This is a genomic window from Rhizobium ecuadorense (assembly GCF_001187535.1).
GTDB lineage: Bacteria > Pseudomonadota > Alphaproteobacteria > Rhizobiales > Rhizobiaceae > Rhizobium > Rhizobium ecuadorense.
Genome location: NZ_LFIO01001075.1, coordinates 192,400 through 214,730, shown reverse-complemented (window position 1 = coordinate 214,730; position 22,331 = coordinate 192,400). Strand labels below are relative to the sequence as shown.

Annotated in this window: 21 protein-coding genes and 1 pseudogene; 13 read left to right on the top strand and 9 right to left on the bottom strand. The window is 60.8% G+C overall.

Annotated elements, in window-relative coordinates; translation table 11 throughout:
* Positions 1-22 precede the first annotated feature (22 nt).
* Together AF337_RS21435 and AF337_RS21430 are read left to right on the top strand one after the other, a co-directional pair.
* Positions 23-256, top strand: a complete 234-nt coding sequence (locus AF337_RS21435) for a type II toxin-antitoxin system Phd/YefM family antitoxin (RefSeq protein ID WP_049733696.1) — start codon at positions 23-25, stop codon at positions 254-256.
* Positions 253-654 carry a type II toxin-antitoxin system VapC family toxin gene (locus AF337_RS21430; protein ID WP_049733695.1) on the top strand — a complete coding sequence of 134 codons (402 nt, stop codon included), beginning with the start codon at positions 253-255 and terminating at the stop codon, positions 652-654. Before AF337_RS21435 ends, AF337_RS21430 begins: the two co-directional genes overlap by 4 nt.
* A 2-nt stretch (positions 655-656) precedes the next feature.
* On the opposite strand, the gene AF337_RS21425 is transcribed toward AF337_RS21430, so the two are convergent.
* Both AF337_RS21425 and AF337_RS21420 read right to left on the bottom strand, forming a co-directional pair.
* Positions 657-1,421: a GntR family transcriptional regulator gene (locus AF337_RS21425; RefSeq protein ID WP_049733694.1), complete on the bottom strand. Its 765-nt coding sequence runs from the start codon at positions 1,419-1,421 to the stop codon at positions 657-659.
* Positions 1,418-2,302: a glucosamine kinase nucleotide-binding domain-containing protein gene (locus AF337_RS21420; protein ID WP_049733693.1), complete on the bottom strand. Its 885-nt coding sequence runs from the start codon at positions 2,300-2,302 to the stop codon at positions 1,418-1,420. Before AF337_RS21420 ends, AF337_RS21425 begins: the two co-directional genes overlap by 4 nt.
* A gap of 523 nt (positions 2,303-2,825) precedes the next feature.
* Between AF337_RS21420 and AF337_RS21415 the strand changes: the two genes are divergently transcribed.
* The 5 genes from AF337_RS21415 to AF337_RS21395 all read left to right on the top strand — a co-directional run bounded on the left by AF337_RS21415 (position 2,826) and on the right by AF337_RS21395 (position 8,156).
* Positions 2,826-4,085 carry an ABC transporter substrate-binding protein gene (locus AF337_RS21415; protein ID WP_049733692.1) on the top strand — a complete coding sequence of 420 codons (1,260 nt, stop codon included), beginning with the start codon at positions 2,826-2,828 and terminating at the stop codon, positions 4,083-4,085.
* A 204-nt stretch (positions 4,086-4,289) separates the two neighbouring features.
* A complete protein-coding gene (locus tag AF337_RS21410; protein ID WP_049733691.1) occupies positions 4,290-5,237 on the top strand; it encodes a carbohydrate ABC transporter permease in 948 nt (315 codons plus the stop codon).
* 9 nt (positions 5,238-5,246) lie between these two features.
* Positions 5,247-6,086 (top strand): carbohydrate ABC transporter permease, encoded by an 840-nt coding sequence (locus AF337_RS21405; protein WP_049733690.1) that lies wholly within the window; start codon positions 5,247-5,249, stop codon positions 6,084-6,086.
* Positions 6,083-7,144 carry a Gfo/Idh/MocA family protein gene (locus AF337_RS21400; RefSeq protein WP_049733689.1) on the top strand — a complete coding sequence of 354 codons (1,062 nt, stop codon included), beginning with the start codon at positions 6,083-6,085 and terminating at the stop codon, positions 7,142-7,144. The genes AF337_RS21405 and AF337_RS21400 overlap by 4 nt, the downstream gene beginning before the upstream one ends.
* A gap of 10 nt (positions 7,145-7,154) precedes the next feature.
* Positions 7,155-8,156 carry an ABC transporter ATP-binding protein gene (locus AF337_RS21395; RefSeq protein ID WP_049733688.1) on the top strand — a complete coding sequence of 334 codons (1,002 nt, stop codon included), beginning with the start codon at positions 7,155-7,157 and terminating at the stop codon, positions 8,154-8,156.
* Positions 8,157-8,225: 69 nt separating this feature from the next.
* Here AF337_RS21395 and AF337_RS21390 read toward each other — a convergent pair whose 3' ends face one another.
* Positions 8,226-8,531, bottom strand: coding sequence for an NIPSNAP family protein (locus tag AF337_RS21390; protein ID WP_020050879.1), 306 nt, complete (start codon positions 8,529-8,531; stop codon positions 8,226-8,228).
* Between the two features lie 179 nt (positions 8,532-8,710).
* Positions 8,711-8,890 (bottom strand): annotated as a pseudogene (locus AF337_RS21385) (TOBE domain-containing protein); the annotation flags it as partial.
* A 255-nt stretch (positions 8,891-9,145) separates the two neighbouring features.
* Between AF337_RS21385 and AF337_RS21380 the strand changes: the two are divergent.
* Complete coding sequence (locus tag AF337_RS21380; protein ID WP_049733686.1) at positions 9,146-10,174, top strand: trans-3-hydroxy-L-proline dehydratase; 1,029 nt, start codon at positions 9,146-9,148, stop codon at positions 10,172-10,174.
* Positions 10,175-10,248: 74 nt separating this feature from the next.
* Here the strand turns inward: AF337_RS21380 and AF337_RS21375 are convergent, their stop codons facing one another.
* The 5 genes from AF337_RS21375 to AF337_RS21355 form a co-directional block, all read right to left on the bottom strand.
* Positions 10,249-11,310: an ABC transporter ATP-binding protein gene (locus AF337_RS21375; protein WP_049733685.1), complete on the bottom strand. Its 1,062-nt coding sequence runs from the start codon at positions 11,308-11,310 to the stop codon at positions 10,249-10,251.
* Between the two features lie 12 nt (positions 11,311-11,322).
* Positions 11,323-12,111 carry an ABC transporter permease gene (locus tag AF337_RS21370; protein WP_003593296.1) on the bottom strand — a complete coding sequence of 263 codons (789 nt, stop codon included), beginning with the start codon at positions 12,109-12,111 and terminating at the stop codon, positions 11,323-11,325.
* A complete protein-coding gene (locus AF337_RS21365; protein WP_049733684.1) occupies positions 12,108-13,001 on the bottom strand; it encodes an ABC transporter permease in 894 nt (297 codons plus the stop codon). The genes AF337_RS21370 and AF337_RS21365 overlap by 4 nt, the downstream gene beginning before the upstream one ends.
* Before the next feature lie 73 nt (positions 13,002-13,074).
* Positions 13,075-14,178 carry an ABC transporter substrate-binding protein gene (locus AF337_RS21360; protein ID WP_049733683.1) on the bottom strand — a complete coding sequence of 368 codons (1,104 nt, stop codon included), beginning with the start codon at positions 14,176-14,178 and terminating at the stop codon, positions 13,075-13,077.
* A gap of 190 nt (positions 14,179-14,368) precedes the next feature.
* Positions 14,369-15,241, bottom strand: coding sequence for a MurR/RpiR family transcriptional regulator (locus AF337_RS21355; protein ID WP_049733682.1), 873 nt, complete (start codon positions 15,239-15,241; stop codon positions 14,369-14,371).
* Positions 15,242-15,416: 175 nt separating this feature from the next.
* On the opposite strand from AF337_RS21355, the gene AF337_RS21350 reads away from it, so the two are divergent.
* The 5 genes from AF337_RS21350 (at position 15,417) to AF337_RS21330 (ending at position 22,137) form a co-directional block, all read left to right on the top strand.
* Entirely contained in the window at positions 15,417-16,187 is a 771-nt protein-coding gene (locus AF337_RS21350; RefSeq protein WP_049733681.1) for an N-formylglutamate amidohydrolase, read from the top strand.
* A 119-nt stretch (positions 16,188-16,306) separates the two neighbouring features.
* Complete coding sequence (locus tag AF337_RS21345; RefSeq protein ID WP_049733680.1) at positions 16,307-17,899, top strand: amino acid permease; 1,593 nt, start codon at positions 16,307-16,309, stop codon at positions 17,897-17,899.
* Between the two features lie 137 nt (positions 17,900-18,036).
* The gene (locus tag AF337_RS21340) at positions 18,037-19,401 is read left to right on the top strand and encodes a glutamine synthetase family protein (protein ID WP_049733679.1); all 1,365 of its coding nucleotides are present in this window, start codon (positions 18,037-18,039) and stop codon (positions 19,399-19,401) included.
* 202 nt (positions 19,402-19,603) lie between these two features.
* The gene (locus AF337_RS21335) at positions 19,604-20,989 is read left to right on the top strand and encodes an aldehyde dehydrogenase family protein (protein ID WP_049733678.1); all 1,386 of its coding nucleotides are present in this window, start codon (positions 19,604-19,606) and stop codon (positions 20,987-20,989) included.
* A complete protein-coding gene (locus AF337_RS21330) occupies positions 20,986-22,137 on the top strand; it encodes an iron-containing alcohol dehydrogenase (RefSeq protein WP_049733677.1) in 1,152 nt (383 codons plus the stop codon). Before AF337_RS21335 ends, AF337_RS21330 begins: the two co-directional genes overlap by 4 nt.
* The last annotated feature ends 194 nt before the right edge of the window (positions 22,138-22,331 follow it).

The window sequence follows — 22,331 nt, the reverse complement described above, 5'->3', positions numbered from 1 at the left end:
AAGTTAGCTAATGAGGACTGCGATGCAGGTTACCATTCATGCCGCGAAGACCAATCTGTCGAAGTTGATCGACGCCGCCCTTTCCGGTGAGGAAGTGGTGATCGCCAAAGGGCATAAGCCTGTTGTGAAGATCATTCCGATTGCGCAATCTTCCTTCAAAATCGGCCTGCTCAAGGGACAGGTTGCTGGAAAGGGGCCGGACTTTTTCGAGCCCATGGATGGAAGCGATCTTGCTGCCTGGGAAGGGATCGAGTGAATTCGCTTCTGCTCGACACCCATGCCTGGGCATGGTCGCTGACCGGCGACGAGCGGCTCTCGGCCAAGGCGGTCGCTCTGATCGAAAAAGCGGAGACTATTCTCGTCAGCCCGATATCCCTTTTTGAAATCGGGCAGAAGGTTCGCCTCGGTAAATGGCCAGAGATGGAGCCTTTCATCGGCCGGCTGCCGGAAATGTTGCAGGAGCAGGGTGGCATTGCTGCGGCCCTGACACCGGAAATCTGTCTGGCTGCAGCCATAATGGACTGGGCCCATCGCGATCCGTTCGACCGGCTTCTTGCCGCGACCGCCACGCAGAACGGGATACCAATCATCTCAGCCGATGCGATCTTCGACGAACTCGCCGGGAACCAGCTTTGGATCGCCCGCTTCTGGTAGGCTCAGGTCACCCCGATCGTCAACTCCGCGACGAAATCATAGGCGTCGCCGCGATAGAGCGAGCGGGTGAATTCGACGGCGCGGCCGGAGCCGAGATAGGAGATGCGCTCGATCGACAATCCGGCGGCGCCGACGGAGACGCCGAGAAGCTGGGCGTCGGCTTCCTTCATATTGGTCGCCGAGATGCGCTGCACGGCGCGCACGGGGCGGACCTGGAGGCGTTCGAGTTCGGCGTAAAGCGAATTGGTGACGACTGAGGGATCGGGCAGGAATTCGCCGGAGACGCTGGCGTTCTCGATTGCCAGCGGCTGGTCGTCGGCAATGCGCAGGCGCGAGAGGCGCGAAACCTTCACGTCAGTGCCAAGGCCGAGAATCATCATCTCGTCAGGCGAGGGGGTGTGGACGCCCTTGTGCAGCCACTCGGAGCGGGAGGACATGCCGCGGCGCGCCATATCCTCGGTGAAGGAGGTGAGCTGCGACAGGCGCTGCTCGACCCTCGAGACCGGTTTGGCGACGAAGGTGCCGGAACCATGGCGGCGTACCAGCAGGCCGTCGGCAACGAGTTCGTCGATCGCTTTGCGCACGGTAACCCGGCTGACAGCGGCAAATTCGGCGATGTCGCGTTCCGGCGGCAGCGCATCGCCATGGCCGAGCGTGCCGGTGCGCACGGCTTCCTCGAGTGTGCGGCGCAGCTTGACGTAGAGCGGGCCGGTGCCGGCCGCCTGCAGGCGCTGCAGGGAAAGGAGAGCGGCGAGGTCGTCGGTCATGCCGCACCTCTCTGCCCGTTGTTGAGGAGTTTCACCGCAAGTTCGACTGCACCCTGTAGCGCATCGCCCTTCGGCCTGACGAGTCGTGAGTTATAGCGTTCGGAAAGCCACGGCGCATAGGCTTCCGCAAGCCCGCCGAGCAGGCAGATCGACGGGCATTCCGGCCAGAGCAGCGCGTCAAGGCTTTCGCCGATCGCCGTTGCCGCATCCCTGACAATGCCGGCCGCGACAGCATCACCCTTGGCCGCATGTTCGAAGACGACAGGCGCGTAGCGGGCAAAATCCGTCGGTCTTGCCGAATGGGCAAATTCAACGATGCGTTCAGGATCGTTGCCGTATTCGGCCAGGATCGCTTCGGTGATTGATGAAGCCGGGCGTACGCCGTCATGGGCGAGCAGCGATCGCTCCATCAGGTCGCGGCCGAGGCGGGCGCCGCTTGCCTGGTCGCCGACGATAAAGCCCCAGCCGCCGATGCCGTTCAGCCGGCCGTTCCTGCGGGCATTATAGACCGAGCCGGTGCCGAAGGCGCCGACGATGCCGTCGGCATCGCCGAGTGCGCCCTGCAGGGCAATCAGCGCATCGGTGACAACTAGGCCTTCGGCAAAGGGCAGGGCCTTTTCGATTCGCTGGCCGTTATCGCCGACATTGGCGCCGGCGACGCCGACGACTGAGGCAACGGAGGAAACGGCTTCAGCATCGAGCCCCGCATCGCGCAGCGCCTGTCGGGCGGATTCGACGATGTTGAGAAGCGAGTTTTCCAGATCCGACAGGATGTTGGCAGGGCCTGATTTGCCGCGGCCGATGATGTTGCCGTTTCTATCCGCGACCGCTGCCCGGCAGCTCGTTCCGCCGCCGTCTATGCCGATTGCAAGCTCTGTCATCGGGCCTCCGAATACGCCGTTCCCCATGGTTTTTATTACAATACCAAAAAAATACCATTTACCAAGTAAGAATGACGGAGAAAATCAATCTTTTTATCATATTGATTTTGTTAAATAAAATTTTTAAATGAATTTTCGGAGGCTAAAAAGTTAAAATCGGCTGGACAATTGGTATTTTTTTGGCCTTAATTCGGCAAAAGGGAACAGCGCATCGAGGCCCACGAAAACCGGCAGCCAAGCCAAGCCGGAGCCGCTTCGAGGATGATCGAGAAACAGCCCGCCGGCCCGTCAGGCTGGGGGTGAAGTTCAGGTATCCATCGGCCTTTCCATCGTTTGCCGCGCCCGATGCACGTCACCGGGAGGCGGCCCGGCCGCAGGCAATCTGCCTTCGCGGTCATCGAGCTTTCGGGACCGGCAGCCGCTGGCGGTCCTCCAAGGGGCATTGGGTGTTTCCTCAGGCACGCCAACGCTTGTTTCAGATCGAAAACAGCGCCTTGTGGCGCTCAAAACACAGGAGAGGGAAATGAAAAACACTGCTCTGAAAAGCTTTCTGCTTGCCTCCAGTCTGCTGACGTCGGCAGGTCTCGTCCATGCCGCCGACGTCACGCTGACTGTGGAAAGCTGGCGTAACGACGACCTGCAGATCTGGCAGGAAAAGATCATCCCGGCCTTCGAAGCCAAGAACCCGGGCATCAAGATCGTCTTCTCGCCGACCGCGCCGACCGAATACAACGCGTCGCTGAACGCCAAGCTCGATGCCGGTTCCGCTGGCGACATCATCACCTGCCGTCCGTTCGACGCTTCGCTCGAACTCTTCAACAAGAAGCAGCTCGTCGACATCACCAGCCTGCCGGGTATGGAGAACTTCTCGCCGGTCGCCAAGGCCGCCTGGACGACAGACGACGGCAAGTCGACCTTCTGCGTGCCGATGGCTTCGGTCATCCACGGCTTCATCTACAACAAGGATGCCTTCGACAAGCTCGGCATCTCCGTGCCGAAGACGCAGGACGAATTCTACGCGGCGCTCGACAAGATCAAAGCCGACGGGACCTATATCCCGCTCGCCATGGGTACGAAGGATCTCTGGGAAGCCGCCACCATGGGCTACCAGAACATCGGCCCGAACTACTGGAAGGGTGAGGACGGCCGCGCCGCCCTGATCTCCGGCAAGCAGAAGCTGACGGATGCCGACTGGGTCAAGCCCTACGAGGAGCTTGCCAAGTGGAAGCCTTATCTCGGCGACGGTTTCGAAGCCCAGACCTATTCGGACAGCCAGAACCTCTTCACGCTCGGCCGCGCCGCGATCTATCCGGCCGGTTCCTGGGAAATCGCGCTCTTCAACACGCAGGCGCAGTTCAAGATGGGCGCCTTCCCGCCGCCGGTTCCGAAGGCCGGCGACACGGGCTACATCTCCGACCATCCCGATATCGGCGTCGCCCTGAACGCGAAGAGCACGCATGCCGAGGAAGCCAAGAAATTCCTCAGCTGGGTCGCTTCGCCCGAGTTTGCCGATATCTACGCTAACGCGCTGCCGGGCTTCTTCAGCCTGAACTCCAACCCGGTCAAGATGTCCGATCCGCTTGCTCAGGAATTCGTTTCCTGGCGCGGCCCGTACAAGTCGACCGTGCGCTCGACCTATCAGATCCTGTCGCGCGGCACGCCGAATCTCGAAAACGAGACCTGGGTGGAATCGGCCAACGTGATCAACGGCACCGATACGCCGCAGGTCGCTGCCGAAAAGCTCCAGAAGGGTCTCGACAGCTGGTACAAGCCGGCGAAGTGATGTGATGAGGGGCGGCGTGTGCTGCCCCTCATCCGGCCTGCCGGCCACCTTCTCCCCGCTCGCGGGGAGAAGGAGACTCGCAGCGACCTCTCGGTCCGATGGCATCCCAGCAGGGCGTTGCCTCTCTTCCCAGGTGGCAGAGAGTTCGGGTGAGGCGCAACGTTTTCCACCTGTGCACGCAAGTGACTAGAACAGGCAAAAGCCATGAGTTCAACCGACAACGCGGCCGATATCGTCCCGATCAAGCGCCCGGTACGCTGGCACATCTTCGTTTTCATGCTGCCGGCGGTAATCGTCTATTCCGCCGTCATGGTGCTGCCGCTGATCGAGACGCTCAGGCTTTCGCTCTACAATATTGTCGACGGTCAGCCGGCCTTCGTAGGCTTTGCGAATTTCAAGGTGCTGTTCGGCGACCCGCGCTGGGCGCATGATTTCTGGAACGCGCTGGTCAACAACCTGATCTTCTTCGCCATCCACATGTGCGTACAAAACCCGATCGGTATTGCGCTTGCCGCCCTGCTTTCGGTGCCGAAGCTGCGCGGCGTCGCCTTTTACCGCACGGCGATATTCCTGCCAACGCTGCTTTCTTTCGTCATCGTCGGCTTCATCTGGAAACTGATCCTTTCGCCCATCTGGGGTGTGGCGCCCTGGATGCTCGATCTCATCGGGTTGAAATTCCTGTTCGCGCCCTGGCTCGGCAAGCCCGGCTCGGCGCTGATCGCCGTGTCGCTGATCTCCAACTGGCAATATATCGGCATTCCGATGATGCTGATCTATGCGGCGCTGCTCAGCATTCCCGAAGAGGTGATCGAGGCGGCAGAATGCGACGGCATCACCGGCTGGGCCCAGTTCTGGAAGATCAAGCTGCCGCTCATCCTGCCGGCGATCGGCATCATCTCGATCCTGACCTTCGTCGGCAATTTCAATGCCTTCGACCTGATCTACACCGTGCAGGGGGCGCTCGCCGGGCCTGACATGTCGACCGACATTCTCGGCACGCTGCTCTACCGCACCTTCTTCGGTTTCCAGCTGCAACTCGGCGACCGCTCGATGGGCGCGACGATCGCCACGGTGATGTTCCTCATCATCCTCGCCGGCGTCTCGCTTTATCTCTTCGTCATCCAGCGGCGCATGCGTCGCTACCAGTTCTGAGGAGCGCGCATGTCCAAGGCACGCACATCTCCCATCCGCACCGGCCTCGTGCATCTGGCGCTCGGCGCCTATACGCTGGTCGCGCTGTTTCCGGTTTTCCTGACCGTGGTCAACTCGTTCAAGGATCGCGCCTCGATCTTCCGCGAGCCGCTGATGGTGCCGACGCCGTCGACCTTCAGCCTCGTCGGCTACCAGACGGTGCTGGGGCAGGGCGATTTCGCCACCTATTTCCAGAACAGCTTCATCGTCACGATCGTCTCGATCCTGCTGGTGCTGCTGTTCGGAGCGATGGCGGCCTTCGCGCTCTCGGAATACCGCTTCCGCGGGAATACGCTGCTCGGGCTCTATATGGCGATCGGCATCATGATCCCGATCCGTCTCGGCACGGTGGCGATCCTGCAGGGCATGGTGGCGGCCGGTCTCGTCAACACGCTGACGGCGCTGATCCTCGTCTATACCGCGCAGGGCATACCGCTGGCGATTTTCATCCTGTCGGAATTCATGCGCACGGTTTCGGACGATCTCAAGAATGCCGGGCGCATCGACGGACTTTCCGAATATGCGATCTTCTTCCGCCTGGTGCTGCCGCTGGTGCGCCCCGCCATGGCGACAGTCGCCGTCTTCACCATGATCCCGATCTGGAACGATCTCTGGTTCCCGCTGATCCTCGCGCCCTCCGAGGCCACCAAGACGGTGACGCTCGGCTCGCAGATCTTCATCGGCCAGTTCGTCACCAACTGGAATGCGGTGCTGGCGGCGCTGTCGCTGGCGATCCTGCCGATCCTCATCCTCTACGTCATCTTCTCGCGGCAGCTGATCCGCGGCATCACGTCAGGAGCCGTCAAATGAGCCAGGATAAACCGATCCGCGTCCTCGTTGCCGGCCTCGGCAATATGGGCCGCAGCCATGCGCTCGCCTATCACAACAATCCGAGCTTCGAGATTGTCGGTCTCGTCAATCGTTCAACGCCGAAGCTGGAGCCCGAGCTGCAGGGTTACAAGATCCATCCCGACTTCACGACGGCGCTCGCCGAGCTGAAGCCGGATCTCTGCTCGATCAATACTTATTCCGACAGCCATGCCGATTTTGCGGTCGCCGCCTTCGAGGCCGGCTGCGACGTTTTCGTCGAAAAGCCGCTGGCGACCACCGTCGCCGATGCCGAGCGGGTTGTTGCGGCAGCGAAAAAGGCGGGGCGCAAGCTGGTGATCGGTTATATCCTTCGCCATCACCCGTCCTGGACGAGGCTGATCGAAGAGGCGCGCAAACTCGGCCCGCCTTATGTCTTCCGCATGAACCTCAACCAGCAATCCAGCGGCCCGACCTGGGCGACGCACAAGTCGCTGATGCGCACGACCTCGCCGATCGTCGATTGCGGCGTGCATTATGTCGACGTCATGTGCCAGATCACCGATGCGAGAGCCGTCGAGGTGCGCGGCATGGGGCTGCGGCTGTCCGACGAGATTGCCGCCGACATGTATAATTACGGCCAGCTGCAGGTGCTCTTCGAGGATGGTTCGGTCGGCTGGTACGAGGCCGGCTGGGGACCGATGATTTCGGAGACCGCCTTCTTCGTGAAGGATGTGATGTCGCCGAAGGGCGCGGTGTCGATCGTCATGGATCCGAACGCCAAGTCCGATGATATCGATACGCACACCAAGACTTCGGTGATCCGTCTGCATACGGCGGAGACCGGCCCGGACGGCAAATTCATCCGGCCCGACCAGGACATGACGATGACGGGCGAGCCCGGTCATCAGGAACTTTGCGACCTGGAACAGGCCTTCGTGCTGAGGGCGATCCGCGAGGATCTCGACCTCGATCGCCATATGGCGGATGCGGTGGCGTCGCTGCGCATCTGCCTTGCCGCCGACGAAAGCGTGCGTACCGGCCAGCCGATCAGATTGTAAGGAAAAATCAGTGGGATCGCTTCAACTCAAATCCATCCGCAAGACCTATGGCACGCATGAGGTGCTGAAAGGCATCGACCTCGAGGTGAGGGATGGCGAATTCGTCATTTTCGTCGGGCCGTCGGGCTGCGGGAAGTCGACGCTGTTGCGCAGCATTGCCGGCCTCGAGGACGTTACCTCGGGCGCCGTCGTCATCAACGGCCGCGACGAGACACTGACGCCGCCGGCCAAGCGCGGCATCGCCATGGTGTTCCAGTCCTATGCGCTCTATCCGCACCTGACGGTCAAGGACAATATGGGGCTCGGCCTCAAGCAGGCCGGCACCGCCAAAGACGAGATCGACAGCCGAGTCGGCAAGGCATCGGGCATGCTGTCGCTGGCTCCCTATCTGGCGCGACGGCCGGCCGAACTATCAGGTGGCCAGCGCCAGCGCGTCGCGATCGGCCGCGCCATCGTGCGCGAGCCGGAACTCTTCCTGTTCGACGAACCGCTGTCGAACCTCGATGCGGCGCTGCGTGTCCAGACCCGCCTCGAAATCGCCCGGCTGCACCGCAGCCTGAAGGCGACGATGATCTATGTCACCCACGACCAGGTCGAGGCGATGACGCTCGCCGACAAGATCGTGGTGCTGAATGCCGGCGCGATCGAGCAGATCGGCTCGCCGATGGAACTTTACAACCGTCCCGCCAATGTCTTCGTCGCCGGCTTCATCGGTTCGCCGCAGATGAATTTCATCGCGGCCGAGAAGGTCGGCGACCACAGCGCCAAGACGATCGGCGTGCGTCCCGAACATATGACGCTGTCGCGCGAACAGGGAACCTGGGCGGCGAAGGTCGTACATGTCGAACATCTCGGCGCCGACACGATCATCTATCTGGAATCCGACCAATGCGGCCTGCTGACGGCACGTCTGTTCGGCGAACACCAATATGAACCTGATGAAATCGTTTATGCGACGCCGGATCAGACCCGTGTCCACCGCTTCGACGTGGACGACCAGGCAATCCGCTGAGCGCATGACAGAAGGAAAAGCCCTGCCAGCGCGCGGGGCTTTTCGCTTTCAGTCGGCGCGCGGGCTCGATCAGCCGAGGACGGGTCGCATGAAACTCCGTTCATAGCTGACGATACTGCGGTTGCGTTTGTCGAGTTCGAAAGCGGCCTGACATTCCGGATCGCTTGCCATCCGTGTGCGATAGTCCTCGTAGGCGGCAAGGCTCGGGAATGAAAACAGCGCAATGGCAATGTTGTTGGCGCCTTCGGATGGCAGGAAATAACCGTGATGGGTGCCGCCCATCCTGTTGACGATCGGAATCCAGAGCCGGGCATATTCCTCGAATTCGGCAAGCTTGTACGGATCGATCACATAACGCAGGTGGCAGGTAATCATTGACATATCCCATCGCGTAAAATACCGGGCGGACGGCTGCCCTGCTCACGTTCTGGCACCGAGCTGGGAGAGTTCAAGCGCATTGTAGTGATGGCTGCATCACATTTGCTGACAGTTCGGCCGATCGAACTGAAAAAGGCGCCGTTTTTGGCGCCTTTTTCATGAGTGGCTTGTCAAACTTAGTCGCGGATGACCAGAAGATCGGCCGCCATGAGCCGCAGGGTCACCGTTTCGCCGGCCTGCGGCGGGGTGGACGCCGGGCTATTGAACATGTCGAAGGAGATGACGTTGCCGCCGACGTTCATGCGGGTGCGGATGACCGACTCCAGGAAATGGGCCGAGACGACCTGGCCGGTGATGGTCAGGATCATACCTTCGCTGCGCCGCCGGAATATCGTCGCCGCTGCTTACCGCAGAACAATTTCCTTTCTGCTCGCGTTCCGCGTCGCCCTGAGGCGGCTCTCACTTGACTCCGATATCGTAGATCGTATACGTTATTTTAAGCTGAAGAGTGTGGCGTCCCCAGCTTTGCTTTCCTGCAATTTCGGCCGCAAGATTGCTGTACGGTTTTGTCGGACTGCTCCAGCTTCGAAGAACAGGTGCGGGAACATCAAATGCGTACATCCAAGATCGTGCATATCGTCAGCTGCCATGCGGAAGGTGAGGTCGGCGACGTCATCGTTGGCGGCGTCGCGCCGCCTCCCGGCGCGACGGTGTGGGAGCAGTCGCGCTGGATTGCCGAGGATGAGACGCTGAGAAATTTCGTATTGAACGAACCTCGCGGTGGCGTGTTCCGCCACGTCAACCTGCTTGTCCCGCCGAAGAACCCCAAGGCGCAAATGGGCTGGATCATCATGGAGCCGGCCGACACGCCTCCGATGTCCGGTTCAAACTCCATGTGCGTGTCGACCGTGCTGCTCGATACGGGCATCATTCCGATGCAGGAACCCATCACCCGCATGATCCTCGAGCCGCCGGGCGGCCTGATCGAGGTCGAGGCCGAGTGCCGCAACGGCAAGGCCGAACGCATCCGCGTCCGTAACGTCCCTTCCTTTGCCGACAAGCTCGATGCCAGGATTGAGGTCGAAGGTATCGGCGCGGTCACGGTCGACACGGCCTATGGCGGCGACAGCTTCGTCATCGTCGACGCGGCTTCGATCGGGCTCAGCCTTCGACCGGATCACGCGCGCGATATCGCCCGCATGGGAGTCAAGATCACCGAAGCCGCCAACGAGCAACTCGGCTTCAAGCACCCCGGCAATGATTGGGGCCACATCTCCTTCTGCCAGATCACCGATCCGGTCGAAAAGAGGGATGGCGTGTTCTGGGGCAAGAACGCGGTCGCCATCCGTCCGGGCAAAATAGACCGTTCTCCCTGCGGCACGGGATGTTCGGCGCGCATGGCCGTGCTTCACGCCAAGGGTCAGATGAAGGCGGGCGAAAAATTCGTAGGCACCTCGCTGCTGGACACGGAGTTCCACTGCAGCATCGATAGCGAAGTCGACATCAACGGCAAGCCCGGCATCATCCCGATCATCTCGGGTCGTGCATGGGTCATCGGCACGAAGCAGCTCATGGTCGATCCGGCCGATCCGTTCCAGGCCGGCTATCGCCTCTCCGACACTTGGCCCATGGATCTCTAAAGAGACGGGGATGCCGTTAAGTAATGCAAAAGGCGCCGTTTTACGGCGCCTTTTGCATGAGTGGCTTGTCAAACTCAGTCGCGGATGACCAGCAAATCGGCCGCCATGAAGCGCAGCGTCACGGTTTCTCCGGCCTGAGGCGGGGTGACGCCTGGGCTATTGAACATGTCGAAGGAGATGACGTTGCCGCCGACGTTCATGCGGGTGCGGATGACCGACCCCAGGAAGTGGGCCGAGACGACCTGACCGGTGAGCGCGGTATCGCTTCTGACGCTGTCGGAGAGCGAGCCTGCTTCAGGGCGCAGCGCCAGCGAGATTGTCTCGCCGGCATTGTGGGCTGCGACCGACTGCTTCAGCGTGATGGCCTGATCGCCGATCTGGATGCGGTTGGCGTCGGGATCGACGACCTTGGCTTCGATGAGGTTCAGCGTGCCGACGAACGAGGCGACGAAGCGCGTTGCCGGCGTGTTGTAGATCTCGAAGGGCGAACCGATCTGGTCGGCCTTGCCGGCATTCATGACGACGATGCGGTCGGAGATCGACAGCGCCTCTTCCTGGTCGTGGGTGACGAAAACCGTGGTAATACCGAGCTGCTGCTGGATCGCGCGGATTTCCTCGCGCAGCGACACGCGGATCTTGGCGTCGAGTGCCGACAGCGGCTCGTCGAGCAGCAGCACCTGCGGCTTGACGGCGAGCGCGCGGGCAAGCGCGACACGCTGCTGCTGGCCGCCCGACAGCTGGTAGGGGAACCGGTCGGCCAGGTGATCGAGCTTGATCAAGCCGAGCATTTCCTTGACGCGGGCATCGATCTCAGGCTTTGGGGCACCGGCGACCTTGAGGCCGAAGGCGACATTGTCGTGCACCGTCATGTTGGGAAACAGCGCATAGGCCTGGAAGACCATGCCGATGTTGCGCTGGTTCGGCTTCAGCGCGCTCTGGTCCTTGCCGTTGATGGTCAGCGTGCCGCCGGTCGGGGTTTCGAAGCCGGCAATCATGCGCAGAACGGTCGTCTTGCCGCAGCCCGATGGCCCGAGAAAGGAGATGAACTCCCCCTTCTCGATATTCATGTTGAAGTTTTTGACGACCTGCACCGGGCCGAAGGATTTTTGAATGTTGTTCAGTGTGAGAAAGGACATGAGCCAGTTACCTTAAGCCTTTGCCGGGCGGGCTTTGCCGAAGCGGGAAACGAGGTTGAGCAGGCCCATGCTGAGCCAGGTGATCGAGAAGGCGATGACGGCGAGTGCCGATGGCTCATAGGCCTTGTTGGCGCCGACAAGCTGCAGGTAGGGGCCGAAGGCCGGGCGGTTGAGCAGGGCGGCGAAGGTGAATTCGCCCATGACGATCGCCAGCGTGATGAAGGCGCCCGACAGCACGCCGCTCATGACGTTCGGGAAAATGCACCTGAACATGATCGTCGTCCAGCGAGCGCCGAGGCTCTCGGCCGCTTCCGTCAGGGTGCGGACGTCGATGGCGCGCATGGCGGTATCGACGGCGCGGTACATATAGGGCAGAGACAGGGTGATGTAGGAGAAAACCAGCAGGATGTTGGTGCCGGTCGTCGAACCCGTCAGCGGCAGGTAGGAAGACGAATTGTACATCCTGAGATAACCGAAGACGATGACGATTGCCGGAATGACCAGCGGCAGCAGCGTGATGAATTCGACGACCGGGCGCATCTGCGGCAGCCGCAGCCGCACCCAGTAGGCCGTCGGCACGACGAGCAGCATGCCGAAGACGATGGTCAGAAGCGCCATCATCATGGAATAGCCGAAGGTCTCGCGGAACTGGGCATCTGAGAAGACCGACTGATAGGCATCGAGGCTGTATTCACCGCGGCGCATGCGCAGCGAAAATTCAATGGTACCGATTAGCGGAATGATGAAATAGGACGCGCCCAGGATGATGGCGATCCAGGCTCCGAGACGTTGCGCTTTCATTTCTGCCACCGTTCGGCGCGCATGCGCAGCATGAGGTACAGGACATTGGAGACGCCGGTTATGACGATCATTCCGAGCGCGATGGCGTAACCGAGGTTGGCATTGTGCAGAACGTCGCCGCGGATCTGCGCATAAAGCAGGATCGGCACGATGTTCAGCGAGCTGCCGGTCAGGGCGAAGGCGGTGGCGATGGCGCCGAAGGCATTGGCGAAGAGCAGCAGCGTCGTGCCGAGCAGGCTCGGCCAGAGGATCGGCAGCGCAACCATCGTCCAGTACTGGCGGTTGGTGGCGCCGAGGATTTGCGAGGCTTCGCGCCATTCCTTCTTCATGCCGTCGAGCGCAGGCGTCAGGATCAGCACCATCAGCGGGATCTGGAAATACATGTAGGTGATGGTGAGGCCGAGGAAGGACAGCAGGTTGAAACCGGTGCTGTAAAGGTTGAAATCGAACCATTCGCGCAGGAAAACTGTCACGAGGCCGGTGCGGCCGAGCGTTGCCAGAAAGGCGAAGGCGAGCGGGACGCCGGCGAAATTCGAGGCGACGCCGGAGAAGGTCAGAAGCGTCGAGCGGACGGAGGCGGGCAGGCCACCGAGCACGACGGCCCAGGCGAGAAAGAAACCGATCAACGCACCGCCGAGAGCCGACGCCACCGAGACGCGGATACTGATCCAGTAGGCGCTGATGATCGAGGGGGTAAAGAGATCGCCGATATTCTTCAGCGTGAGGTCGCCCTCGGGGGTCAGGAACGCGCCCGCCACAAGATAAAGCGTGGGGATGATCAGGAACAGCAGGGAGAAGATAATGAAGGGTGCAATGCCCAGCCAGTCGATCACGCGATCTCTGTTGATCAAGGGGGCGCTGCTCACCATAGGCGTTGAAACCGTGCTCATGGAAAAGGCTTATCCTGGGGCGTCGGAGTGAGAGAACCTCCCCGCCTTTGCGGCGGGGAGGCAGGATCGGATATTACTTGACGCTGGCGCCGACGACGGAATCCCAGTTCTTGGTGATGGCTTCCTTGCCGGCGGCCTGCTCTTCGAGCGTCGGGAAGACGGCCTTTTCATAGGCTGCTGCCGGCGGCAGCTTGTCGAGGAGGTCCTTCGGGATCTTGTTGTTCTTGGCAAGATCGTTGAAGCGGATCGGGTGGCAATAGCCCTTCAGCCAGCCGAGCTGACCTTCGTCGGAATAGAGGTATTCCATCCAGAGCTTGGCAGCGTTCGGATGCGGAGCGAAGGCGGAAATCGCCTGGACGTAGACACCGGCAACGACGCCCGTTTTCGGAACGACAACCTCGAACGGAGGATTGCCCTTGAGGCTCTGGCCCCAGGACAGGGCGTTGTAGTCCCAAGCAACGATGATCGGCGTTGAGCCCTGAGCGAACGGAGCCGCCTTGCCGACGACAGGCACGAAATTGCCGGCCTTGTTGAGTTCGGCAAAGAACTTCAGGCCTTCTTCGCCTGCCTTGGCCGCGTCACCGCCGGATGCGGAAAGACCAGCGGCATAAACGCCCTGGACAGCCTGGTTGGCGGTGCGCGGATCGCCTGCGAGAGCGACGGTGTTTGCGTAGTCGCTCTTCTTCAGGTCGGCCCAGTCGACCGGCGATTCCTTGACGAGATCCTTGTTCACGAGGAACGAGAGAACGCCGTAATAGTCGCCATACCAATAGCCTTCGGGATCCTTGGCCGTATCCGGGATCGAGTCCCAGGTGGAAACCTTGTAAGGCTGAATCAGTCCGTCCTTCTTGGCGGACGGACCGAAGGAGAGGCCGACGTCGATGACGTCAGGCGCCTGCGGGCCGGTATTGCCCTTGTTGGCCTTGATGGCTTCGACTTCATCACCCGAACCCGCATCCGGGTTCAGTTCGTTGACCTCGAGACCATACTTGGCCTTGAAGCCGGCAATGACGTCGCCATAGCCGCACCAGTCGTGCGGAAGAGCGATCGTCGTCAGCGTGCCTTCCTTCTTGGCGGCGGCGATAAGTTCAGCGCTCGGCTCGGCGGCGGCAATCGCGGTCGAAGCCACGATCATCGCAGTAGAGAGCGACAGAAGTCGAGAAATGTTAGAGATCACTGTTGTTCTCCTTCGGGTTTTCAGTGTCTGGCGATGCTGTTAATCAGCTTACATGAAGCTTGTGTGACGGCTGGATGACGTTAACTTTGCTATGAATAGCAGGCGTTTGCGACACGTGTTTTATTTGCGACGGCACTACCTGTTTCCGCGAAAATCCGTCCTTGTTTCCCCTCTGTTTGTCTTGTCCCTCCTAACCCGGTTTGCGGAAAAGTTTGGTCTGCTCGAACAAGCCCTCCAGCGTCTTCATGCGCTCCTTCGTCTCGTCCCAAGTGGAATTCTGAACGGCCTCGATGAGCGCTTCGACGATGAAGAGGGTGACGACGGAGGAATCCCAAGCTGATGGCGCCTCGATCCGGACGCGGAAGGCATGCCGGGCGAGCTTGGCGGCGGGCGAGCTCCACTGGTCGGTGAAGACGACGATTTCTGCGCCGCGTTTGCGGGCGGCAGTGGCAAGGCTCACCATCTCCTGCTCGTAGCGGCGGATGTCGAAGATGATCAGGATGTCGCCGGCATTCATGTTGAGGGCATATTGCGGCCAGCTGCTGGAGTTCGACGACAGCAGTGTCGTCGCCGGTCGAATCACCTGCATGTGGGTGAAGAAATACTCGGCAAGTGCGCCGGTGATGCGGCCGCCGACAAAATAGAGACCGCGCTTGCGATCGGACAGCAGCGAGGCGACGCTGTCGAAGGTCGCGGTGTCGAGATCGGTCAATGTCTGGCGCAGATTGCCCATGATGGCATCGGCGAAACGGTTGAGGATATGGGTGCCAGGCGCGTTCTGGGCCCAGCGGTCGTGCTTGGCGATCGGGTTGGAGATCGTCGCCTCCACCTCCAGATGCAGATGCGCCTGAAAGTCCGGATAACCCTTGAAACCGAGCTTCTGCACCATGCGCACGACGGTCGGCGTGGAAACGCCGGCATTCTCGGCGATCGTCGTGATGCTGCCGAGACCGGAAACCGGATAGTTGTCGAGAAGGCTTTCGGCCAATTGTTTCTCGGCACGCGTCAAGACCCCGAAATGCGAGTGTATGACGTCCGAAACCGTCTTCGACGCAACTGTCACTTCAATGCTCCCCGGGATGGTCTGGCGCCACTTTCCCAACCAAAGTTAACAACGCTGTCATAATCCATGTCAACTGCTGTCATGAAAAGAAATTTTCAGAGGGCGCTTGACACTGACCGAAACCTGAAGAATTCTTTTCTATAAATATTTTATTAATGGATAAGGAGTGGCGCCTTTGGTGCTGGCCCGGCCGAAAATCCTCAGCGAAGCGGACGGCGACTGCGTCGGGATCGAGCGCATCGACGGCCGGAGCCCGGTGTTGATCGTCTGCGAACACGCCTCGAACACGCTTCCCGCATCTTTCGGCGATCTTGGCTTGCCTGACGAAGCGCTTTCGAGCCACATCGCCTGGGATCCGGGGGCTCTCGCAGTCGCGCGCGGTATATCGGACGGCCTCGACGCGACGCTCGTCTACCAGCGGTTCTCACGGTTGATCTACGACTGCAATCGGCCGCCCAGTTCGCCCGGCGCCATGCCGGAGACGAGTGAGATTTACGCCATTCCCGGCAACAAGGATCTGACCGCCGAAGAGCGTCTTGCCCGTACCGACGCGCTCTACGTGCCCTTCCACGACGCCATTCGCGGGCTGATCCGCGATCGCCGGGCAAGGGGGCAGGACAGCGTTATCGTGACCATGCACAGCTTCACGCCGGTCTATCATGGCCGCGAACGCGCCGTCGAACTCGGCATATTGCACGACGAGGACAGCCGGTTTGCCGATCGCATGCTGGAGGCTGCGGCCGAAGCGCCGCTTTACAGGACGGAACGCAATCAGCCTTACGGGCCCGAGGATGGCGTGACCCACACGCTGATCCTGCACGGGCTTTCGAACGGCTTGCGCAATGTAATGATCGAGGTCCGCAACGACCTCATCACAGACGATGTCGGCCAAGGGGTCATGGCCGACTATCTAAAAGGGTTGCTCCAGCAAAGCCTGGACGCCTGACAAAAAGAAGACCCGAGGGAGCAGTCTAACTGCGAGCGTCCGCACGGCGAAAATGCCGCGGACAATTTGGCACTGAACCGGCCCGCAATCCCGCGGCCGATCGTGAACAGGGGGAAGTCATGTCTGACTATACCGATCAGGATAAGACGCAGGACGTCCATGTCCTGCACTCGATGGGCTACGCCCAGGAACTCGAACGGCGTATGAGCTCGTTCTCAAATTTTGCGATTTCGTTTTCGATCATCTGCATCCTTTCGGGCGGTATCAATTCGCTCGCGCAGGCGACGTCGGGCGTCGGCGGTGCCGCGATCGGCATCGGCTGGCCGGTCGGCTGTATCATCTCCCTGTTTTTTGCCCTCGGCATGGCGCAGATCTCGTCGGCCTATCCGACGGCCGGTGGTCTTTATCACTGGAGTTCCATTCTCGGCACCCGCTTCACCGGCTGGCTCACCGCATGGCTGAACCTGCTCGGCCTCATCACCGTTCTCGGCGCCATCAATATCGGCACGGCCCTGTTCCTCGGCGGTACGTTTGGCGCTCAGCTCGGCATCGCCGATGCCAGCGGCGTCGTCTCGCCCGGCATGCAGGTCGTTCTGGTCGTGCTCTTCACGATCGTGCAGGCTGCCATCAACCATTTCGGTATCGGCCTGACGGCAAAGCTCACCGATTTTTCGGGGACGCTGATCCTTGTGACGGCCGCCGTGCTGACGATCGCCTGCTTCTATTTCGCCCCGACCCATGACTTCTCGCGTCTATGGACGTTCACCAATTATTCAGGCGATGCCGGCGGCGGGGTTTGGCCGCAGTCGGACAGCATGTGGTATATTTTCGGCCTGGGCCTGCTTCTGCCGATCTACACAATCACCGGCTACGACGCCTCCGCTCACACCTCTGAGGAAACCAAGAAGGCAGCGCTGTCGGTGCCGCGTTCGATGGTGTCCGCGGTTATCTGGTCGTCGCTTGCCGGCTGGGTAATGCTTTCGGCCTTCGTCATCGCCATTCCCGATATGGCGGCGGGCGCAAAGCAGGGCTGGAGCGTGTTCTTCATGACCATCAACGCCATCATGCCGGCCTGGCTGGTGACGCTGCTTTACGTCGCGATCTTCATCTCGCAGTTCCTGTGCGGCCTTGCGACTGTTACGTCCTGCTCGCGCATGATCTTTGCCTTCTCGCGTGATGGCGGCATTCCGGTGGGCTCGAAAACGCTTGCCAGCGTCAGCCCGAAATTCCGCACGCCGGTTGCGGCGATCTGGACGGGTGCGGCTCTCGAAAGCCTGTTCGTCTGGGGCGCGCTGTTTATCTCGGTCGGCGAGGCAAGCCTCTATGTCACCGTGGTCAACGCGACGCTGATCTTCCTCTTCCTGTCCTTCCTCTTCCCGATCGTGCTCGGCATCTTCGCCTACGGTACCAAGAAGTGGCCGGCACCCGGACCGTGGAATCTCGGCGGCGGCCTCTACAAGGTGGTCGGCGTTCTCGCGACGCTCGGCATGATCCTCATCGTCTACATCGCGATCCAGCCGCCGAATGACAAGGTCTTCGGCATAACCGTCGCCTTTATCGTGCTGGCGATCATCATCTGGTTCGCCGTTGAAAAACGTCGCTTCCAGGGCCCGCCGATCGGCGACATGATCGCCAAACGACGGGGCGAAATCGCCGCCGCGGAAGCTGCTGTCGGCGAAACCGGCACCGTCGCCGTCCCGGCGAATAGTTAGGCATATTGCAAGGAAACGGGGCCGCAGCCTGCGGCCCCATCACCGGTTCAACGAAAAGGCATCAGGCCCAAATCCGGCCGAGCGCATGCGATTTCGTTGCCCCGATTTTCTCAATTCCAATGTCAGGCGGATCAATCATGAGCAGCTACACATTCGACGATCTCAAGAAGGATGTTGCCGAAGGGCGCATCGATACGGTTTTGGCCTGCCAGGTGGACATGCAGGGCCGGCTGATGGGCAAACGTTTCCAGGCGGAATATTTCGTCGAAAGCGCCTGGAAGGAGACGCATAGCTGCAACTATCTGATCGCCACCGACATGGAGATGGAGACGGTCTCCGGCTACAAGGCGACGAGCTGGGAAAAGGGTTACGGCGACTATACGATGAAGCCGGATCTGGCGACGCTGCGCCGCATTCCCTGGCTCGACGGCACGGCGTTGGTGCTCTGCGACATGCTCGACCATCACACCCATGAAGAGGTTGCCCATTCGCCGCGCGCGATCCTGAAGAAGCAGGTGAAGCGCCTCGAAGACATGGGCATGAAGGCCTACATGGCCTCCGAACTCGAATTCTTCCTGTTCGACCAGAGCTACGAGACGGCGCAGGCGTCCGGCTACCGCAACCTCAAGCTCGCCAGCGCCTATAACGAGGACTATCACATCTTCCAGACCACCAAGGAAGAAGAAGTGATGCGGGCGATCCGCACTGGGCTGCAGGGCGCCGGCATTCCGGTGGAAAACTCCAAGGGCGAGGCTTCGGCCGGCCAGGAGGAGATCAATGTGCGTTATGCCGATGCGCTCGCCATGGCCGACCGGCATGCGATCATCAAGAACGGCTGCAAGGAGATCGCCTGGTCGAAGGGCAAGGCCATCACCTTCCTCGCCAAATGGAATTACAACGCCGCCGGCAGCTCCTCGCATATTCATCAGTCGCTCTGGAGTCTCGAGGAAAAGCCGCTGTTCTTCGATCACACCGGCAAATACGGCATGTCGCCGCTGATGCATAATTACGTTGCCGGACTTCTCGCCCATGCGAGCGAAATCACCTATTTCCTGGCGCCTTACATCAACTCCTACAAGCGCTTCATGGCCGGCACCTTTGCGCCGACCAAGGCGATCTGGAGCAAGGACAACCGCACTGCCGGCTACCGCCTCTGCGGCGAGGAGACCAAGGGCATCCGCATCGAATGCCGCGTCGGCGGCTCCGACCTCAACCCCTATCTCGCCTTCGCCGCGCTGCTTGCCGCCGGCATCGACGGGATCGAGAACAAGCTCGAGCTCGAAGCCCCCTTCGTCGGCGATGCCTATGGCGGCAAGGATATTCGCGAAATTCCGCGCACGCTGCGTGCGGCAACGACCGCAATGACGGAATCGTCAATGCTGCGCAAAGCTTTCGGCGACGATGTGATCGACCATTATACCCGCGCGGCCGAATGGGAGCAGGAAGAATACGACCGCCGCATTACCGATTGGGAAGTGGCGCGGGGGTTCGAAAGAGCTTAATACGCATTTGCGGGCTTGCCCCTCACCCTAACCCTCTCCCCGTAAACGGGGAGAGGGACTTGCCCTGCGAGACGTTGGCGAGGGCCGGAGAGGGTGCGGCTATCCCCCTTCGCCCCGTTTACGGGGAGAAGGTGCCGGCAGGCGGATGAGGGGCTATGGCCCTCGACGGAATTTTTGATCAATACGAGGACGGAAATCGATCATGGCAATGATCCAATGCATTTCACCGATTGACGGGTCGGTCTACGCCGAGCGCGCCGCACTTTCGCTCGACGCTGCCAAGGATGTGGTGGCGCGGGCCCGCAAAGCGCAGAAGGCCTGGGCGAGACGGCCGCTTGAAGAGCGTGTTCAGCTTGTCCTGAAGGGTGCTGCACGGCTGAACGAGATGTCCGACACGGTTGTGCCGGAGCTTGCCTGGCAGATGGGCCGGCCGATCAAGTACGGCGGCGAATACAAGGGTTTCAACGAGCGCTCCAACTATGTCGCCTCGATCGCGGCCGATGCGCTGGCGCCTTTGGTGGTCGAGGAGAGCGAGCGTTTCGAGCGCCGTATCGAGCGTGAGGCGCATGGTGTCGTCTTCGTCGTCGCACCCTGGAATTATCCCTATATGACGGCGATCAACACGATCGCGCCGGCACTGATGGCCGGCAATACGGTGGTGCTGAAACATGCCTCGCAGACGCTGCTGGTCGGCGAGCGCCTGGTACAGGCCTTCATCGAGGCCGGCGTTCCAGAGGACGTGTTCCAGAATGTCTTCCTCGATCATCAGACCACGTCGGCGCTGATTGCCGCCGGCAGCTTCAATTTCGTCAACTTCACCGGATCGGTCGAAGGCGGGCGCTCGATGGAGCGGGCCGCCGCCGGCACCTTCACCGGCCTCGGTCTCGAACTCGGCGGCAAGGACCCGGGCTACGTCATGGAAGACGCCGATCTCGAGGCGGCCGTCGATACGCTGATGGATGGCGCGACCTACAATTCCGGCCAGTGCTGCTGCGGCATTGAGCGCGTCTATGTGCACGAGTCTCTTTACGACGCCTTTGTCGAGAAATCGGTTGCCTGGGTGTCCAACTACAAGCTCGGCAATCCACTCGATCCCGAAACGTCGCTCGGGCCGATGGCGAACAAGCGCTTCGCCAAGGTGGTGCGCGAGCAGATTGCCGAGGCGGTTTCCAAGGGCGCGAAGGCGCTTGTCGACCCGAAGCTTTTTCCGCAGGATGACGGCGGCGCCTATCTCGCACCGCAGGTTCTCGTCAATGTCGACCATTCCATGGCCTTCATGCGCGAAGAGACCTTCGGTCCGGCGGTCGGCATCATGAAGGTGAAAAGCGACGAGGAGGCGCTCGCTCTGATGAACGACAGCCAGTACGGGCTGACGGCCTCGCTCTGGACCAAAGATGTCGAGCGGGCAGCGCGGCTTGGCCGCGAAATCGAAACCGGCACCGTTTTCATGAACCGCGCGGATTATCTCGATCCGGCGCTCTGCTGGACCGGCGTCAAGGAGACCGGCCGCGGCGGCTCGCTGTCGATCATCGGCTTCCAGAATCTGACCCGTCCGAAATCCTTCCACCTGAAGAAAGTCACAGCATGAGCAGCAACATCACCGCAAACTGGAGCTATCCGACATCGGTCAAGCTCGGCCGGGGCCGGATCAAGGAACTGGCCGACGCCTGCAAGAGCCTCGGCATCAAAAAGCCGCTGCTCGTCACCGACCGCGGCCTTGCCGCGATGGCGATCACCAAGAACGCGCTCGATATCCTCGAAGATGCCGGCCTCGGCCGGGCGATCTTTGCCGATGTCGATCCGAATCCGAACGAGAGGAATCTCGAGGCCGGCGTCAAGGCTTTCAAGGATGGCGGCCATGACGGCGTCGTCGCCTTCGGCGGCGGCTCCGGCCTCGATCTCGGCAAGTGCGTCGCCTTCATGGCCGGCCAGACCCGGCCGGTCTGGGACTTCGAGGATATCGGCGACTGGTGGACGCGTGCGAGTGTCGAGGGCATTGCCCCGATCGTCGCCGTGCCGACAACGGCGGGCACCGGCTCGGAAGTGGGCCGCGCCAGCGTCATCACCAATTCCGTCACGCATGTGAAGAAGATCATCTTCCATCCGAAGTTCCTGCCAGGAGTCGTCATCTCCGACCCGGAACTGACCGTCGGCATGCCGAAAATCATCACGGCCGGCACCGGCATGGACGCGTTTGCCCATTGCCTGGAAGCCTATTCCTCGCCCTTCTATCACCCGATGTCGGCCGGCATCGCGCTCGAAGGCATGCGGCTCGTCAAGGAATTTCTGCCGCGCGCCTATCGGGAAGGCACCGATCTCGAAGCCCGCGCCAACATGATGTCCGCTGCCGCCATGGGCGCGGTCGCCTTTCAGAAGGGGCTCGGCGCCATCCACGCGCTGTCGCATCCGATCGGCGCCGTCTACAACACCCACCATGGCATGACCAACGCGGTTGTCATGCCGGCGGTTCTGCGCTTCAACCGCAAAGTGATCGAAGAGAAGATCGGCCGGGCGGCGGCTTATCTCGGCATATCAGGCGGTTTCGACGGCTTCTACGACTACGTGCTGAAGCTCCGCTCCGAACTCGGCGTGCCGGAGACGCTGACGGCGATGGGAATCGCTCCAGACCGGATCGATGAATTGTCGGCCATGGCGATCGAAGATCCGAGCGCGGGCGGCAACCCAGTTGCGATGACGCTCGAAAACACCAAGGCCCTGTTCAGGGATTGCTTCTGAACTCATAAGAGCGGACCCGCAGATTGTCCCGGAAAGCCTTTGGCTTTCCGGGCTTTTTTATTTTGGGGGACATCCCTAATTTTAGGGATGTGAAAAATACCGGCTGCAATTTCGGCGCGCGTGTTTGGAATTTGTTAACCATGATTAGAAAGGATGGATTAACCGCACGATGCTCCGATGGTGCGTAAAAGAGC